Origin of the sequence: Serratia sp. NFX21 (genome assembly GCF_048517035.1) — a bacterium.
Lineage (GTDB): Bacteria > Pseudomonadota > Gammaproteobacteria > Enterobacterales > Enterobacteriaceae > Serratia > Serratia quinivorans.
The window spans coordinates 346,453-362,712 of sequence record NZ_CP183196.1 but is presented as its reverse complement, the minus strand read 5'-3'; the positions used below and the strand labels follow the sequence as shown (position 1 = coordinate 362,712).

At 55.3% G+C, this 16,260-nt stretch carries 17 protein-coding genes; 8 read left to right on the top strand and 9 right to left on the bottom strand.

From position 1 onward, the window contains the following. Nucleotides 1-443: 443 nt before the first annotated feature. The 4 genes from pqiC to ACNT1W_RS01715 form a co-directional block, all read right to left on the bottom strand. A complete protein-coding gene (gene pqiC, locus ACNT1W_RS01730) occupies nt 444-992 on the bottom strand; it encodes a membrane integrity-associated transporter subunit PqiC (protein WP_419246333.1) in 549 nt (182 codons plus the stop codon). Next, entirely contained in the window at nt 989-2,632 is a 1,644-nt protein-coding gene (pqiB, locus tag ACNT1W_RS01725; protein WP_419246332.1) for an intermembrane transport protein PqiB, read from the bottom strand. The genes pqiC and pqiB overlap by 4 nt, the downstream gene beginning before the upstream one ends. Continuing rightward, nucleotides 2,616-3,914, bottom strand: a complete 1,299-nt coding sequence (pqiA, locus tag ACNT1W_RS01720; protein ID WP_419246331.1) for a membrane integrity-associated transporter subunit PqiA — start codon at nt 3,912-3,914, stop codon at nt 2,616-2,618. Before pqiA ends, pqiB begins: the two co-directional genes overlap by 17 nt. A gap of 150 nt (nt 3,915-4,064) precedes the next feature. Continuing rightward, nucleotides 4,065-4,694 carry a TetR/AcrR family transcriptional regulator gene (locus tag ACNT1W_RS01715; protein ID WP_419246330.1) on the bottom strand — a complete coding sequence of 210 codons (630 nt, stop codon included), beginning with the start codon at nt 4,692-4,694 and terminating at the stop codon, nt 4,065-4,067. Nucleotides 4,695-4,765: 71 nt separating this feature from the next. Between ACNT1W_RS01715 and ACNT1W_RS01710 the strand changes: the two genes are divergently transcribed. Further along, entirely contained in the window at nt 4,766-5,668 is a 903-nt protein-coding gene (locus ACNT1W_RS01710; protein ID WP_419246329.1) for an alpha/beta hydrolase, read from the top strand. Then, nucleotides 5,665-8,076 carry a membrane-bound PQQ-dependent dehydrogenase, glucose/quinate/shikimate family gene (locus ACNT1W_RS01705; protein ID WP_419246328.1) on the top strand — a complete coding sequence of 804 codons (2,412 nt, stop codon included), beginning with the start codon at nt 5,665-5,667 and terminating at the stop codon, nt 8,074-8,076. Before ACNT1W_RS01710 ends, ACNT1W_RS01705 begins: the two co-directional genes overlap by 4 nt. 272 nt (nt 8,077-8,348) lie before the next feature. Here ACNT1W_RS01705 and ACNT1W_RS01700 read toward each other — a convergent pair whose 3' ends face one another. Beyond that, nucleotides 8,349-9,212, bottom strand: coding sequence for a YicC/YloC family endoribonuclease (locus tag ACNT1W_RS01700; protein WP_017894448.1), 864 nt, complete (start codon nt 9,210-9,212; stop codon nt 8,349-8,351). A 126-nt stretch (nt 9,213-9,338) separates the two neighbouring features. Here ACNT1W_RS01700 and rph point away from each other — a divergent pair, with 126 nt between their 5' ends. Continuing rightward, nucleotides 9,339-10,055, top strand: coding sequence for a ribonuclease PH (gene rph / locus ACNT1W_RS01695; protein WP_012147518.1), 717 nt, complete (start codon nt 9,339-9,341; stop codon nt 10,053-10,055). A 91-nt stretch (nt 10,056-10,146) separates the two neighbouring features. Beyond that, the gene (gene pyrE, locus ACNT1W_RS01690; protein ID WP_012147517.1) at nt 10,147-10,788 is read left to right on the top strand and encodes an orotate phosphoribosyltransferase; all 642 of its coding nucleotides are present in this window, start codon (nt 10,147-10,149) and stop codon (nt 10,786-10,788) included. A gap of 48 nt (nt 10,789-10,836) precedes the next feature. Here pyrE and slmA read toward each other — a convergent pair whose 3' ends face one another. The 3 genes from slmA to coaBC form a co-directional block, all read right to left on the bottom strand. Further along, nucleotides 10,837-11,433, bottom strand: a complete 597-nt coding sequence (gene slmA, locus ACNT1W_RS01685) for a nucleoid occlusion factor SlmA (protein WP_012147516.1) — start codon at nt 11,431-11,433, stop codon at nt 10,837-10,839. A 255-nt stretch (nt 11,434-11,688) separates the two neighbouring features. Then, nucleotides 11,689-12,147: a dUTP diphosphatase gene (gene dut, locus ACNT1W_RS01680; protein WP_012147515.1), complete on the bottom strand. Its 459-nt coding sequence runs from the start codon at nt 12,145-12,147 to the stop codon at nt 11,689-11,691. Next, nucleotides 12,125-13,342, bottom strand: a complete 1,218-nt coding sequence (gene coaBC, locus ACNT1W_RS01675) for a bifunctional phosphopantothenoylcysteine decarboxylase/phosphopantothenate--cysteine ligase CoaBC (protein WP_012147514.1) — start codon at nt 13,340-13,342, stop codon at nt 12,125-12,127. The genes dut and coaBC overlap by 23 nt, the downstream gene beginning before the upstream one ends. Nucleotides 13,343-13,522: 180 nt before the next feature. Here coaBC and radC point away from each other — a divergent pair, with 180 nt between their 5' ends. The 4 genes from radC to mutM all read left to right on the top strand — a co-directional run bounded on the left by radC (nt 13,523) and on the right by mutM (nt 15,774). Beyond that, nucleotides 13,523-14,206 carry a RadC family protein gene (gene radC, locus ACNT1W_RS01670; RefSeq protein WP_012147513.1) on the top strand — a complete coding sequence of 228 codons (684 nt, stop codon included), beginning with the start codon at nt 13,523-13,525 and terminating at the stop codon, nt 14,204-14,206. A gap of 263 nt (nt 14,207-14,469) precedes the next feature. Then, nucleotides 14,470-14,706, top strand: a complete 237-nt coding sequence (gene rpmB / locus ACNT1W_RS01665; RefSeq protein ID WP_004953342.1) for a 50S ribosomal protein L28 — start codon at nt 14,470-14,472, stop codon at nt 14,704-14,706. Between the two features lie 11 nt (nt 14,707-14,717). Continuing rightward, on the top strand, nt 14,718-14,885 hold the full coding sequence (gene rpmG, locus ACNT1W_RS01660) for a 50S ribosomal protein L33 (protein WP_004392084.1): 168 nt from the start codon (nt 14,718-14,720) through the stop codon (nt 14,883-14,885). A 79-nt stretch (nt 14,886-14,964) separates the two neighbouring features. Further along, the gene (mutM, locus tag ACNT1W_RS01655; protein WP_419246327.1) at nt 14,965-15,774 is read left to right on the top strand and encodes a bifunctional DNA-formamidopyrimidine glycosylase/DNA-(apurinic or apyrimidinic site) lyase; all 810 of its coding nucleotides are present in this window, start codon (nt 14,965-14,967) and stop codon (nt 15,772-15,774) included. Here mutM and coaD read toward each other — a convergent pair whose 3' ends face one another. Further along, nucleotides 15,775-16,260, bottom strand: a complete 486-nt coding sequence (gene coaD, locus ACNT1W_RS01650; RefSeq protein ID WP_012147511.1) for a pantetheine-phosphate adenylyltransferase — start codon at nt 16,258-16,260, stop codon at nt 15,775-15,777. It lies immediately after the preceding gene.

Here is a 16,260-nt window from a genome sequence, read left to right as displayed (position 1 = left end):
AAACTACCCAGGGTTGCGGTAGAAAATGACGAGGAATGAAGTGATCTGATCTTGGCGTAGTTTAAAAATAAACCTGGATATGAAATTGCCGACGTTTTTTAGAAAGTATCACTTCCATTATTAAACGAAATGACAAAATCAACCAGTCAGTAAAGTGAAACTCGGCGTTTCAAAAATGAAACGAAGATCCAGAAGACATGATTTCTCGGCCCAATTGCAGTATAAAAACACATGTAACGGTTAATATATTTCCGGAGTCGGAAAAATTTATTTTCACCTTCCTTATTTCAATGGCTTTAAAGGTCAGGAGGGAAATTACTCCTGACCTTTTATTTGATTATTGATTCATGTTAAGCCGTATGTTTCAAGGTGGGAGCATTGTATTAACTCTGGTTTGTCACAATGTTTTTTAATGTTCCGCCAAGAAAAACAAAGCCCATTATCTATAACTGAAAGGCTATTGATTTCGCTTCCTTCTGCCATCCTTCTGCCAGGGTACGCACCAGTGCATCATAGCCGTCTTCGCTCTGCTTCAACTCCAGGTTGAACGGCCGTTTGGTAAGGCGGCCCTGGTGATTCAGCACCCACTCGCCGCGGATGACAGCCTTGCCGTCAAAGCGGCCGTGGAAACCGCTGATGGTGACGTTGAGCACATCCTGATCGCTGCTCATCGGCTGGGAGGAGACCACCCAACCCGGCAGCGCGCTGCTCAGGTTGGTGACCAGCGTCTGCTGCAGCTGCTGGTCGAGCGGGCTGGCCCACAGGTTGTTTTGGGCGATGGCGTACTGTACGCCGTTAGTCTGATAAACCACGCCATTTTGCATGAGATAATCGGCCACGAAAACATGCTCTAACCACAGTTGGCGCGTTGACGCGCCGCTGTTCACCTGAGCTGGCGTGCCCAACGCCGGCAACTGATAGTAGGTTTTTTGGGGGGTGTTGCTACAGGCGCTGAGCAACAGCGCCAGGGCTACCGGGAGCCATTTCATCATTTGTTGGCCTTCTTAGGCTGAGGGTCATTGCTGGCGGCGGCTTCAAATACCAGCGCGTTGCTCTTTTCATTCAGGGTGTGCAGCACCGGCTGCAGTTCACGCAGTACCTGATCCAGACGTTGCATGTCCCCTACCATTTTGTTGTAGGCCGGTGATCCCGGTTGGAACCCTTTCATGCTGCGATTGAGTTCCTGCAGCGTTTTCTGCATCTCCTGCGGCAGCGCCTTCACCTCTTTACTGGAGATGATGTCGTTTAACGACTTCATGGTCTTCTGGGTCGACTTCATGGTCCTCTGGCTTTCCGCCAGCGTTTTGGTCGCTTCGTTGATCATCGGAGTGAGCGGTATCGCGTTGATCTTGTCCAGCGTCTGCACCAGTTTTTGCTGGATCTGCGCAAGACCACCGCTGGTTGTAGGTATCAGCGGATAACCGAACAACTCGTGCGGTCCATCCCAGGGTTTGTCCTGCGGGTTAAAGTCCAGATCGATATAGAGTGAACCGGTCAGCAGGTTGGCTGACTTCAGGGAAGCGCGTATGCCGCGTGATTCCGCGTCTTTCAGGCTGCTATCAAAATCGAAGTCCTTCCCTAACGCCTTGAGGCGTTCAGGCTCGATGTGGATTAACACCGGAATGCGGTAATCGTTTTTCAAACGATGCTCAATACCTTCTTTAAAGAACGGCACCTGCGCCACAGTACCGAGGCGAATGCCGCGGAACTCCACCGGCGCGCCCGGCTGCAGGCCGCGGACTGAGTCGGAGAAGAACATCAGGTAGTCTTTATGTACGGTATACAACGAATCCTGAATACTGCGCTGGTTGTCGAACAGCCGGTACTCCGCCTTCTCTTTCGCCTTTTCGCCCCTATCCCAGCTATCCGGCACGTCAAAGCTCACGCCGCCGCTGAACAGGGTCGCCAACGAGCCCATTTCCACGCGCATGCCCTGTGCCGACATGTCGAACGTCACGCCGCTGTCTTTCCAGAAACGTACGTTGCTGGTAACCAGCTGATCGTAAGGCGCCGAGATAAACAGCTGATAGCGCATGGCGCGCTGTTTGGGATCGAAATAGCTGGTTTCCACCGAACCGACGCGGTAGTTGTGAAATAGCACCGGATCGCCGGCGTTCAGCTGGCCCGATTTCTCGCTGTCAAGCACGATGCGCAGCCCTTTGGCGTCCGGTGAGGCCAGCGGTGGCGCATCCAGCAATTGGTAAGTGTCCTTGCCGTCCTTGCCCTTGGTACCCGGCTGCAGCTCGATATAAGCGCCGGATAACAGCGTGCCCAGGCCGGAAACCCCTTCGCGGCCAATCTGCGGCTTCACCACCCAAAAGGCGGTATCTTGCCGCAGCAGCTTATCCATGCCGGAGTTAAGGCGCGCCTGCACCCGCACCTTGCTCAGGTCGTCGCTCAGCGTCACGGTCTCGACGACGCCAACGTCGACGCTGCGGCTTTTGATTTTGGTTTTGCCCGCCTCCAGCCCTTCGGCGGTAGTGGTAACCAGCATTACCACCGGCCCCTGATGGCTGAAGTGATAAAACAGGATCCAGGCGCCGATCAGCGCGGTGACGATGGGGACGATCCACACCGGCGACCAGCGCGTAATCTTCTCGACACCCGCGATGTTATTATTGTTTTCGGTCACCTTGCGGCTCCTTTTTTATTGTTTCGTTTACGCGATCCCAGGTCAGCCGGGGGTCGAACGCCATGGCGGCGAACATGGTGAGGATCACCACCAGAGCGAATAGCAGCGCACCGGTTGCAGGATAGACGCTCATCAATAGGCCTATATGTACCAAAGCAGACAGTACGGCGATGACAAACACGTCGATCATTGACCAGCGGCCAACGAATTCGACCACTTCATAAATCAGATGCATGCGTTCGCTGTCGGCGCGGTTTTTCCCTTTGTCGTTGGCGTCCCAGCACAGCCAGCCGATCGCCAGCATCTTCAGCGACGGGACCATGATGCTGGCGATGAAAATCACCATCGCCACCGGGTAGGACCCTTCTCCCCACAGCAGGATCACCCCGGCCATGATGGTCGAATTCATTTTGTTGCCCAGCGCCTCGGTGACCATGATCGGCATCAGGTTCGCCGGGATATACAGCATGACCGAGGTCGCCAGCAGCGCCAGCGTCCACTGCAGGCTGTTGCGGCGGCGTACATAACCACTGGTATGGCAGCGCGGGCAATGGGTCAGATCGGCCGGCAGGATAGCCGTGCAGCAGCGGCAAGAGCGCACGCCCTGGCGCATGCCGGTGCGTCCTACCGTTAAAGGACGATCCAGGTGCGGTGCCGGTTCGATGTCCTGCCACAGCCAGCGGCGGTCTACGCACTGAAAGGCACGTACTTGCAACAGACAGAACAGGCAATAAGGCACAAAGCTGCTGCCGATACCGATATCGCCATAGGCCATCAGCTTGACGAAACTGACCAGCACCCCAGCGAGGAAGACCTCCACCATGCACCAGGTTTTAAACTGGAACAGCATCTTGGCCATCCATTCTTTTAATACCAGCGGCATACGCACCCTGGCACACAGCAGAATGATAGCCAGCATGCAGAATGCGGGGATCAGTTGTACGAGCAGCATAAACAGCGTGGCCATGCTGGTGTAGTTTTCTTCCAGCATCACCTGAGGGATATTAATCAGCTTGATTTCGTTACCGAAGCCGGCAACGCGCATATTGATAAACGGGAAAATATTGGCCAGCAGCAGCATGAACAGCGCACTGAGGGCGTAACCTATCGGCCGCTTGCGCGGTTCATCCCAGCGGGCGCTGAGAGTCGTACTGCAACGTGAGCATACCGCTTTGGTGCCAGTGCTTAAGGGCGGTAACGCCACCAGTAAATCGCACTGCGGGCATAGCATTAGCTCATCACTGGAAGGCTGCACTTGTCGTATCGCTACAATTATTCGCATATGAGATTCAACGGCCCAGATCACTGTGTCCCAACAGAGTTTCATGCTCTTTGGATGACAGAAGCTGTAGAGAAACCCAAGCAGGGCCGTATTCCTTGCGGAACGTACCGTCGAGAGTTATGTCGCCCGTGTATGTGCAGCAGGCCATAGCTACCGGGATAACAAGGGGAGAAGAACGTGATCCACCACTTCAACGATCAGTTCGTTGTCGACTATCTGGTTGCGCTCGGTATGGCGGAATTGAATAACACCAGGCAACAAGTCGATGAGCAGATCCAGGTTCAGTTGGGCTGAAACGCGCAGCTCACCACGGCCAATTGCACGTTCAATTATTTCCAGGACTCGAACACGACGACTATTCAGCCAGCCAGGGATTTCCTGTTCTACCCAACCGCTCATGATGCGATGGTTTCCCAGAAACTCAATAACTGCGACGCGAATGTCAGGGTCGTTCAGGCCGTAGAAGTGTTCATAAACGGCGATGAGGTCTCCACGCAATGTGCCCGTATCGATGGGCAGATCGGTGGGTGAGAAGGCCAGTAGCGCATCAGCCAACAGGGCGTCACGAGACTTCCAGCGTCGATACAGTGACGCTTTACCTGCTCCAATCCGTTTAGCTACCGCATCCATTGTAAGTGAATGGAAGCCTCCCTCCGCTACCTGCGCTAGCGCGGCTCGCATGATCCGCAAGTCTAATTCAGCATCGCGGGGGCGCCCCACGGCCGGTTTGGTGGTTTCCGGTAGCAAAGGGGGGAGATCTGTTGGCGTGATTTTCGACATAATTATGAACCTTGACAGTTTCGATACTGAATCGTATCGTAAATTGACAACTACTTCTATGGAAAATTCACATGAGCGTGTTTCTCTCCTGCGCAAGATACTTGATGGGGCTTGCGCCAAAAATTCTTGGCGATGACGCGAAGTTGCACAAGTACCTGCTAAATCGGGACGCCCCTCAGGCCGCGCGTATTCCAAGAGCACTTCGTTCTTCATGCCATATCAAGGAGCGCATATACCAAGAGCAAAGGGTCGTGACTCTGACGCCACGGACAGGAAAGCGCGATCTACATGTGCTCTATCTGCACGGCGGCGCCTACGTGAACCCACTGCTTGGCGTACATTGGAGCATCATCAGCGCTGTTATCAAAGCGACCGGCGCTACCGTCACTGTTCCGCTGTATGCCCTTGCTCCCGAAAATGACTATCGCGTTGGCACCGCTTTGATCGATACGATCTTTGACAGCATCGTTTCTGCCCGAAAGGGTGAGAAAATCGTCGTGATGGGCGACAGTGCGGGGGGCAATGCTGCACTTACGCTTGCGCTTCGTCGACGCGATAACGGACTGCCGCTCCCTGACCATCTCTTCCTGTTTGCCCCCTGGTTGGACCTCTCTATGAGGGACGCCGAAATGAGAGAACTGGAGAGTAGGGACATCATGCTTACCGTGGATGGCCTTCGGGTATGCGGGAGAATGTGGGCAGGAGACATTTCCCCCTCTGCGCCCTCCATGAGTCCGCTCTACGCTGACTTGCGGGGGATGCCGCCGATGAGCATATTCCAGGGCGACCGCGATATATTTGTTGTTGATACGCGAAAGTTTGCAGTAAAAGCGCAAGTCGCAGGCGTCACAGTCGATTACCATGAGTATCCAGGTGGTTTCCACGTCTTCATGGCTGTCACTTTCCTGCCGGAAGCGAAGGAGGTCTTTCGCCAAGTTAAAGCAGTGGCTAAATACCTGGGGAATGCCTCATGACAACCAGCAATACAAAGACCGGCGGCTCTTACCGCTGGGTCAGTGCCTTGCTGGGGCTTATCCTGTTACTCACCGGCGTTGCCATGCTGTACGGCGGTATCCGCCTCATCACGCTGGATGGCTCCTGGTATTACGCGATCGCAGGCATCGTGTTGCTGATAACGGCACCGTTATTGCTGCTGGCACGCCGCAGCGGCTTCGTGCTCTATGCCGGTTTTTGCGCAGCAACGTTGGCCTGGGCTTTGTACGAATGCGGCTGGAACCCCATTGCGCTACTGCCGCGGGTGCTGTTCTTTCTGGTGTTGCTCATCGTAATGTTGTTGACCTGGCGCTGGTTCGCCCGTCCATTTTTTGCGCGCCATAGCAAACGGGTGCGCGGCACCAGGCCGGCACTGCTGGTCGGCAGTGCGTTGACGTTGTTACTCTTTAGCCTGTTCGTGGCCGGCTTGCAGCCTTTCCATGGCATCGATCTGGCTGCGGCATTGGAGCAATATCCCGCCGAAAACACGCCAGTCGATTCGGCATTGATCGCCCCCGGCGATTGGCCGAACTACGGCCGAACACCCGGTGGCCAGAGGTACTCGCCGCTGGAGCAAATCACTCCGGCCAACGTTGCCGATCTCACACTGGCCTGGAGTTTCCACTCCGGTGCAACCGGCCTGCCCCAGGGCAATAAAGCGAGCGAGCTGATGTTCGAGGCAACGCCATTGAAGGTGCGCGACAAACTCGTGTTCTGCACCCCACATGATGAAGTCATCGCCGTTTCGCCGGAGACAGGCAAATCGATTTGGCGCTTCAACCCGAATGCGAATCTGAGAGCAGTACCCTTTCTTGCCTGCCGTGGCGTATCCTATGACGAAACGCCAATGGCCACCGGCTTTTGCGCACATCGGATTATCACCGCCACGCTGGATGCCAAAATGTACGCGCTGGATGCCGATACCGGCCAGCGCTGCCCGGCGTTCGGCCAGAACGGCGAAATCGACCTGACCGCAGGCATGGGCCTGGTCAAGCCGGGTTTCTACTACGTCACCTCGCCGCCCTCGATCGTGCACGGCAAGGCGGTAATCGGTGGGTGGGTGTACGATAACGTGGAACGCGGCGAACCTTCCGGCGTCGTGCGCGCATTCGATACCCGAAGCGGCAAACTGGCCTGGGCTTTCGACATGGGCCGCACCGATCGTACGACACTTCCACCCGAAGGCGAGTTCTACACGCGCGGCACGCCCAATGTATGGGCGCCGATCAGCACTGATCCGGTGTTGGGTTTGGTCTATCTGCCAACCGGTAACGAAACGCCGGATTTCTTCGGCGGCGGCAGGCAAGCCGTGTCGGAAAAATACGCCAGTTCGCTGATCGCTGTCGATGCGGATAGCGGAAAGATCCACTGGCACTTCCAGACCACTCACCACGACATCTGGGACTACGATGTCCCGGCGCAACCGACTACGGTCGATTTACCTGGCGCACAGGGCAAGCCGCCGGTACTCGCCTTACTGGTACCGACCAAGCGCGGCGAGTTGTTCATGCTCGACCGGCGCACGGGTGCCCCGCTGACTCACATCGAGGAGCGGCCGGTGCCGCAAGGGGCTGTGCCAGGCGAACACCTGTCACCTACCCAGCCCTTCCAGACTGACATGCCGACGTTTGCACCAGCCACGTTGCGCGAAAGCGACATGTGGGGAGCTACGCCGCTCGATCAGCTGTATTGCCGCATCCGCTTCAAGGAGTTGCGCTACGAGGGCGCGTTTACGCCACCATCGGTGCAAGGTTCACTGGCGTATCCCGGCTCGGCGGGTGTCTTCGAATGGGGTGGCGTGTCGGTCGACCCTTTGCGTCATATCGTCGTGGCGAACAACAACTACATGGCGATCATCAACAAGCTGACACCGCGCGACCAGGTTTCAGCCAGCGGTAAGCAAGGCAACAAAGGCGGTGACTTCGGCGGCCCGCAGCTGGGTACACCTTATGCCATCAGCGCCGCGCCGTTCCTATCGCCATTGGCCATCCCTTGCAATCAGCCACCCTGGGGCATGCTCAGCGCGCTCGACCTGAAAACCCGCAAGCTCCTCTGGCGCCATCCGCTGGGCAGCGCTTACGACAACGGCCCCTTCGGTATTTCCTCGCATGTGCCGCTGCAGGTGGGCGTGCCGAACATGGGTGGCTCGGTGGTGACCCGCAGCGGCCTGATCTTTATCGCCGCCACCGCCGACCGCACGCTACGGGCGATTGATCTGCGTACCGGCCGCGAGTTGTGGCACGCCACACTGCCGTTTGGCGGTATTGCCACACCCAGCGTCTACGAAGGCAAGGATGGACGCCAATACATAGTCATTGCCGCAGGCGGCCATACCGGCCTTGGCAGTTCAGGCGGCGACGCGGTGATGGCGTTTGCATTGCCGAAATAACCTTGAAACAAGAGAATTCAAGGCATCGCACTGGAGCGCGGTCATTGCGTTATGAAACGCGTTCATATGATCCGCTCTCTCTATTTCCTGGCTGATACCCACGTTCAATGACTACCTTGTACCAAAAGTGTATGTACCATATTTATGGTGGGTACCGTCTAAGGTGCATCAAAACGATGAGATTTGAGTAGGTGGGAGTGAATGAGATGAATAAAGCCCGTAACTAACGGGCTTTTATAGATATTTTATATCGCATGATACATGCTGACATATTACTCGATGTTCTGAATCTGCTCGCGCATCTGCTCGATCAACACTTTCAGCTCGATGGCGGAGGTGGTGACTTCGGCATTGATCGACTTGGATGCCAGGGTGTTAGATTCGCGGTTGAACTCCTGCATCATAAAGTCGAGGCGGCGACCTACGGCTTCTTTTTTCTTCAGGATGTTGTGCGTTTCTTTTACGTGCGCCTCCAGGCGATCCAGCTCTTCGGCGACGTCAACACGCTGCGCCATCAACACCAGTTCCTGTTCCAGACGGGTATTTTCCAGCTGTACCTGAGCTTCTTCCAGCTTACTGACCAGACGCTCACGCTGCCATTGCAGAATGTTTGGCATCTGGGCACGTACCTTGATCACTTCGGCACTAACGCCGTCCAGACGCTGTTCAATCAGCGCTTTCAGTGCGGTACCTTCGCTTTCGCGAGCAATAATGAAGTCATCCAGTGCGCCGTCCAGCGCCTGCATGAGCTGTGCGCTGATAGCGTCCAGATCCTGCTCCTGGGCAGACATCACGCCTGGCCAACGCAGTACGTCGATAGGATCAATTTCACCTTCGTCGCTCTGCATTTTTACCCAGTTGGCGGCTTCAACCAGCTGTTTGGCCAGTTTTTCGTTCAGGATCATTGAGCTTTGTGCGCTCGGATCCAGTTCGAAGCGCAGGTTGCACTCCACTTTGCCACGGGTCAGGCGGCCACGAATACGTTCGCGGATCACCGGCTCCAGGCTGCGGAACTGCTCCGGCAGGCGGATGTAGGTTTCTAGATAGCGTTGGTTCACGGAACGCAGCTCCCAAGCTGCGCTGCCCCATTCACCCTTGATTTCACGCCGGGCGTAGGCTGTCATGCTGCGGATCATTGATGCGTACCCGTAATAGGAAAAGATGAAGCGATTATAGCGTTGGAGATGCGGGCAGGATAGGCATTACGTCACTAAGCCCGTATAATGCGCAGCCAATCGTTGATTAGAAGCCGGAGAGAGCCCATGCGTCCTGCAGGCAGAGCACCACAACAAGTTCGCCCACTGACACTGACCCGTCACTACACCAAACATGCAGAAGGCTCAGTGCTGGTTGAGTTTGGCGATACCAAGGTTTTGTGCACCGCCACGGTAGAAGAGGGCGTTCCGCGCTTCCTGAAAGGTCAGGGCCAGGGTTGGATCACCGCTGAATACGGCATGCTGCCGCGTTCTACCCACAGCCGTAACGCCCGCGAAGCCGCAAAAGGCAAGCAGGGTGGCCGTACGCTGGAAATTCAGCGTCTGATCGCCCGTTCACTGCGTGCAGCGGTAGATCTGAAAAAGCTTGGTGAGTTCACCATCACGCTCGACTGCGACGTCTTGCAGGCCGATGGTGGCACCCGTACCGCGTCTATTTCCGGTGCCTGTGTTGCGTTGGCCGATGCGTTGAATGCGCTGGTGGCTAACGGCAAGCTGAAAGCCAACCCGATGAAAGGGCTGGTCGCTGCAGTTTCCGTCGGCATTGTTAACGGCGAAGCGCTGTGTGATTTGGAGTACGTCGAAGACTCTGCAGCAGAAACCGATATGAATGTGGTGATGATGGAAGATGGTCGCATGATCGAGGTGCAGGGCACCGCCGAGGGCGAGCCGTTCAGCCACGATGAGCTATTGGCGCTGTTGGCGCTGGCCCGAGGGGGCATCGATACCATCTTCCAGGCGCAGAAAGCGGCGCTGGCAGACTAATTATTAAGGCGACTCAAGGGTCGCCTTTTTTACGCCCGGCGATCGGGCGGCAGTATTAACAGATCTAACGACCAGACGAGGAGAAGCAGTAATGAAAGCCTATCAGCGCCAGTTTATCGAGTTCGCGCTTAACAAGCAGGTATTGAAATTCGGCGAGTTCACCCTGAAATCCGGCCGCACCAGCCCGTATTTCTTTAATGCCGGCCTGTTTAATACCGGGCGTGATCTCGCGCTGTTAGGGCGCTTCTATGCCGAAGCGCTGGTGGATTCCGGTATTGAGTTCGACCTGCTGTTTGGCCCGGCCTACAAAGGCATTCCGATCGCGACCACCACGGCGGTTGCATTGGCAGAACATCATGAGCGTGATGTGCCGTACTGCTTTAACCGTAAAGAAGCCAAAACCCATGGCGAAGGGGGCACTCTGGTAGGCAGCCCGCTGCAGGGCCGTGTAATGCTGGTGGATGACGTCATCACTGCCGGTACGGCGATCCGTGAATCGATGGAAATCATTGGCGCTGGTGGTGCCACCCTGGCTGGGGTATTGATTTCTCTCGATCGCCAGGAGCGCGGCCGCGCGGATATTTCTGCCATTCAGGAAGTTGAGCGTGACTATCACTGCAAGGTCATTTCCATCGTGACGCTGAAGGATTTGATTGTTTATCTGGAAGAAAAACCTGAAATGGCGGATCACCTGGCGGCAGTTCGTGCTTATCGCGAGCAGTACGGGGTTTAACGCGGAGTCTACTATGCCGGGCGCAACCAAACGCGCCCGGCATAGGGTTTATTGCAGTTGTGCCGCCAACAGTGGCCAGCGGCCATCGAATTCTTGCGTTGGGCGGTAGCGGAATTCGGAGCGTACGTAGCGTGACAGCATGCCTTCACAAAACGCCAATAACTGGCTGGCCAGCAGCGTTTCATCCACGATAAAGCCTTTGCCTTCCCGCAGTTTGCGTTCTTTCAACACCTGGCGCAGTTGCGCCTCGATGCGTTCAAACAGCTGGTTGATTCGCCCCTGTAGCCGATCCTGCTCAAACATTAGTGCGTGGCCGGTCATGATACGCGTCAGGCCCGGGTTGCGTTCGGCAAACCCCAGCACCAGTAGCAGAATCAAACGCAGGCGGTTAAAGGTTTCTTTCTCATCCTGCAGGATCAGGTTGATGCGCGTGATCAGGCTGTCTTCAATGAACTCGATCAGACTGTCGAACATCCGTGTCTTACTGGGGAAGTGCCGGTACAGTGCAGCTTCGGAGACTCCGACGTTAGCGGCAAGCTTAGCGGTGGTAATACGCTGGCTGCCGTCGCTGGATTCCAGCATTTGGGCTAACGCCTGCAGTATTTCTTCGCGCCGGTTCCTTTTGATTTTTTCTTTTTCTGCCATGTCTGATTAGACCCTTGCTAAAACTGCTTAGACTTTCGAAAACCCGGGCATCGGCCGCTGCAGAGATTATCTCTGTGCGGCTTATGTGATGGCTTTTTTTACGATGCTGGGGTCAGCGGCCTTAACGACCTGTATTCTCCGCGCGTCCTGGTCTGCGCTGAAATCGTAGCCGGGCAAACCTTGCCGTAGAGCTGTCCTTCTCTCCGGTGTGGCAAGATTTCAGGCGACGTTTCCCTGTCGGCAATCGGATATCGCTTAGTGGCGGCCGGAGTGGCCAAAACCACCGGCACCACGTTCGCTGCTGTCGAATTCTTCAACCAGATTGAACTCAGCTTGTACCACCGGCACAAATACCATCTGCGCGATACGTTCGCCGGGTTCAATAGTGAAGGATTTTTGACCGCGGTTCCAGACGGAAACCATCAGTTGACCCTGATAATCGGAATCGATCAGGCCGACCAGGTTGCCCAGCACTACGCCGTGTTTATGGCCCAGACCGGAACGTGGCAAGATCACTGCCGCAAGATCGGTATCGGCGATGTGAATAGCCAGGCCGGTAGGCAGCAGCTGGGTTTCACCCGGTGCCAGTTCAACTGCGCTGTCCAGGCAGGCGCGCAGATCGAGGCCTGCAGAGCCAGGGGTGGCGTAGGTCGGTAATGGGAAATCCTTGCCAATACGCGGGTCCAGGATTTTAACGTCGATTTTTTTCATCATAACGGCTGACTATCTCGTCTATTAAACGTTGGCCAAGGAGTGCCTTGTCGCTCAGCGCCAGGCGCTTTTCTCCATCCTGCCAAAAAAGGTGCAAGGCATTGGTGTCACTGTTAAACCCATGCTCTGCAAGCGATACATCATTAGCGCAAATTAAATCCAGTTTCTTACGCGCCAGTTTTTGTCGCGCGTATTCTTCCACATTCTGGGTTTCGGCGGCAAACCCCACGACAAAGGGGCGCTTTTTCGTCATTGCGGCAACGCCGGCAACGATGTCGGGGTTTTTTACCATTTTGAGGATGATTTCATCACCCTGTTTTTTTATTTTTTCATCGGAAATCTGTTCCGCACGGTAATCGGCTACTGCGGCGCAGGAAATAAAAATATCTTGCGCTGCGGCGCGCTGCTGTACCGCCTGCTCCATTTCCAACGCGCTGACGACGTCAACCCGGGTGACCCAGGGAGGGGTTGGCAGATTGACCGGCCCGGCTATCAACGTGACCTGTGCACCCCTGGCAGCGGCGGCGCGGGCGATGGCAAAACCCATCTTGCCGGAGCTGTGATTGCTGATGAAACGTACCGGATCCAAGGCTTCACGCGTCGGGCCGGCGGTGAGCATAATCTTTAAATGTTGCAGATCTTGTGGTGCAGAGAAATGGCTGTTCGCCAGTTCGACAATTTCCAGCGGATCGAGCATGCGACCTGGGCCGACGTCACCGCAGGCCTGGCTGCCGCTGTCTGGCCCCCACAGCAGCATGCCGCGTGCCTGCAGAGTTTGCAGGTTGGCTTGGGTGGCGACAGCACGATACATCTGCTGGTTCATGGCGGGGGCAGCGGCAATGGGTGCCGCGGTGGCCAGGCAAACCGTGGTCAGCAGATCGTTGGCCATGCCGGCGGCGACGCGCGCCAGCAGATCGGCGGTGGCCGGAGCCAGGATCACCAGATCTGCCCATTTACCGAGCTCGATATGGCCCATTGCCGCTTCGGCAGCGGGATCCAGCAGATCGTCTGAGACCGGATGGCCGGAAACGGCCTGCAGCGTCAGCGGCGTGATAAAGGCTTTCGCCGCGCTGGTCATTATCACACGCACTTCGGCGCCTCTGTCACGCAGGCGGCGTACCAGTTCTGGGCATTTGTATGCGGCGATGCCGCCACTGATGCCAAGCACAATATGTTTGCCGGAAAGTCCCGTCATCATGATTGTCCGATTGAATCCGAAAGATGTGCCATTTTAGCATAACCGCCAGACAGGTGAGCGATTCCGCTGTGTCTGCAGTGCGTTACATTGTGCTTTGCGCAGTACTTCGCAATGTTATCAAACACCTGTCGTTGGCCTCTCCGCTGCGTGGCATGCTGTGGCGTTTTCAGGGAGGCGAAGATGAGCAGTCAGGGAATCACCTTGTGGCCGGACACGCTGGCACCACGGGAGAAACTATTGCGTTACGGAGCATCGGCACTGTCTGATGCGGAGCTGTTGGCCATTTTTCTGCGCACCGGTTTTCCGGGGGTGCACGTCATGCAACTGGCTGAACAGTTGTTGGAGCAGTTTGGCTCGTTGTATCACCTGATGTCGGCGGATCATTCGGTTTTTTGCAGCCACAAAGGGCTGGGCAACTCCAGCTATTCGCAACTGCAGGCGATTTCCGAGTTGGCGTTCCGCTTCTTTTCCAGCCATCTGGCGCAGGAAAATGCCATGCTTAACCCCAGGATGACCCAGCATTATTTGCAAAGTTTGCTGGTTCATCATGAGCGGGAAGTGTTTTTGGTATTGTTTTTAGACAATCAGCACCGTGTTATTCGCCATCAGGAGATGTTTGCTGGTACCATCAGCAGCGTTGTCGTATACCCGAGAGAAATTGTGCGTGAAGCGTTGAAGGCTAATGCGGCCGCCATTATTCTGGCGCATAATCACCCTTCGGGTAAGGCGGAACCCAGTCATGCCGATCGTTTGATAACCGAGCAAGTGGTTAATGCCTGCCTGTTATTGGAAATCCGAGTGCTCGATCATTTGGTGATAGGTCGGGGTGAATGTGTCTCTTTTGCCGAGCGCGGATGGCTTTAAGCGATTTTTTCGCGATCCTTCTGGGATCTTTAGCTGTTCGGGACTTGAGCACTTACGCTTCAGAGCGTATACTACGCCACCTTTGAGAATCTTGGGTTTGGCGTAAGAGCCTATCTCAGCAGGTTTCTAACCTGATGTGTGGTTTCTAACCTGATGACGAGAGTCTCCTCAGTATGAAGTTTGCTGAGATGGGCTCTAAAAGCCTGACGAGGCGGCCATACTCTATACGAAGCTCGAGCTGATTTGATTTTTGGAGAATAGACATGTCACGAGTCTGCCAAGTTACTGGCAAGCGCCCGGTGAGCGGTAACAACCGTTCCCACGCAATGAACGCGACCAAACGCCGTTTTCTGCCGAACCTGCACTCACACCGTTTTTGGGTTGAGGCTGAGAAGCGCTTTGTAACGCTGCGTGTATCTGCTAAAGGTATGCGTGTTATTGATAAGAAGGGTATTGAGACGGTCTTGGCCGATCTGCGTACCCGTGGTGAGAAGTATTAAGGAACTGCATCATGGCTAAAGGTGTTCGCGAGAAGATCAAGCTGGTTTCTTCTGCTGGTACTGGTCACTTCTATACCACCACGAAGAACAAGCGTACTAAGCCGGAAAAATTGGAACTGAAGAAATTCGATCCAGTTGTCCGCCAGCACGTGATCTACAAAGAAGCTAAAATTAAATAATTTTAGTGGATTAATAAAAACCCGGCTCAGGCCGGGTTTTTTGCATTCTAAAGGTAGAAAACCGTCAGGAGAGCGCCAGATGCCTGAATTACCAGAAGTTGAAACCAGCCGCCGCGGTATTGAACCTTACCTGGTTGGCCATAGTATTCAATATGCCGTGGTACGCAATGCACGCCTGCGCTGGCCGGTCTCCGAGCAAATTCTGGCGTTGAGCGACCAGCCGGTACTCAGCGTACAGCGTCGCGCCAAGTATCTGCTGATTGAACTGGCTAGCGGCTGGATTATCGTCCATCTGGGGATGTCGGGCAGTCTGCGGATGTTGGCGGAGGAAACCGAGGCTGGAAAGCACGACCACGTCGATCTGGTGATCAGCAATGGCATGACGCTACGTTATACCGATCCGCGCCGTTTTGGTGCCTGGCTATGGTGTGACGATCTGGCGACCAGCAATGTGCTGGCTCACCTTGGACCGGAACCCTTGAGTGAAGCCTTTACCGGTGCCTACCTGTACGAAAAATCACGCAACAAGCGGACGCTGATCAAACCCTGGTTGATGGATAACAAGCTGGTGGTGGGCGTGGGCAATATCTACGCCAGTGAATCGTTGTTTACCGCCGGGATCCTGCCTGACCGGCCTGCAGGCTCGCTGAGCAAGGTAGAAGCCAAAGTTTTGGTGGCAACCATTAAGGCGGTATTGCTGCGTTCGATTGAGCAGGGCGGTACCACGCTGCGTGATTTCTTGCAGTCGGACGGCAAGCCGGGTTATTTTGCGCAGGAACTGCAGGTGTATGGGCGAGCGGGTGAGCCTTGCCGCGCGTGCGGCACGCCGATCGAGTCCGCCAAGCACGGGCAGCGCAGCACTTTCTTCTGCCCACGCTGCCAGCGCTGATTATTGCGCGGCGAGTTTTTCGAACAATGCCTGGGTAACCACGGCCGGCAGGAAAGGGGCGATGTCACCGCCGTGGCGCGCCACTTCTTTCACCAGCGAGGACGAGATAAACGACCACTCTTCGGAAGGCATCAGAAACACACTTTCCAGCGTCGGCATCAAATGGCGATTCATATTGGCCAACTGCAGTTCATATTCAAAATCAGATACCGCACGCAGGCCGCGAACCAGAATATTGGCATTCTGATGAGCAGCAAAATGTGCCATCAGTTCACTGAACCCCAGCACTTCCACATTATCCAGATGAGAGGTCACCTGGCTGGCTAAAGCTACGCGCTCATCGAGTGTGAACAGTGGTTTTTTACTCGGGCTGGCGGCAATCGCCAAAATGACGTGATCGAACATCAATGACGCACGGGTTACCAAATCCAGGTGGCCGTTGGTCATGGGGTCGAAAGTACCGGGATAAATGGCTTTACGGGTCAT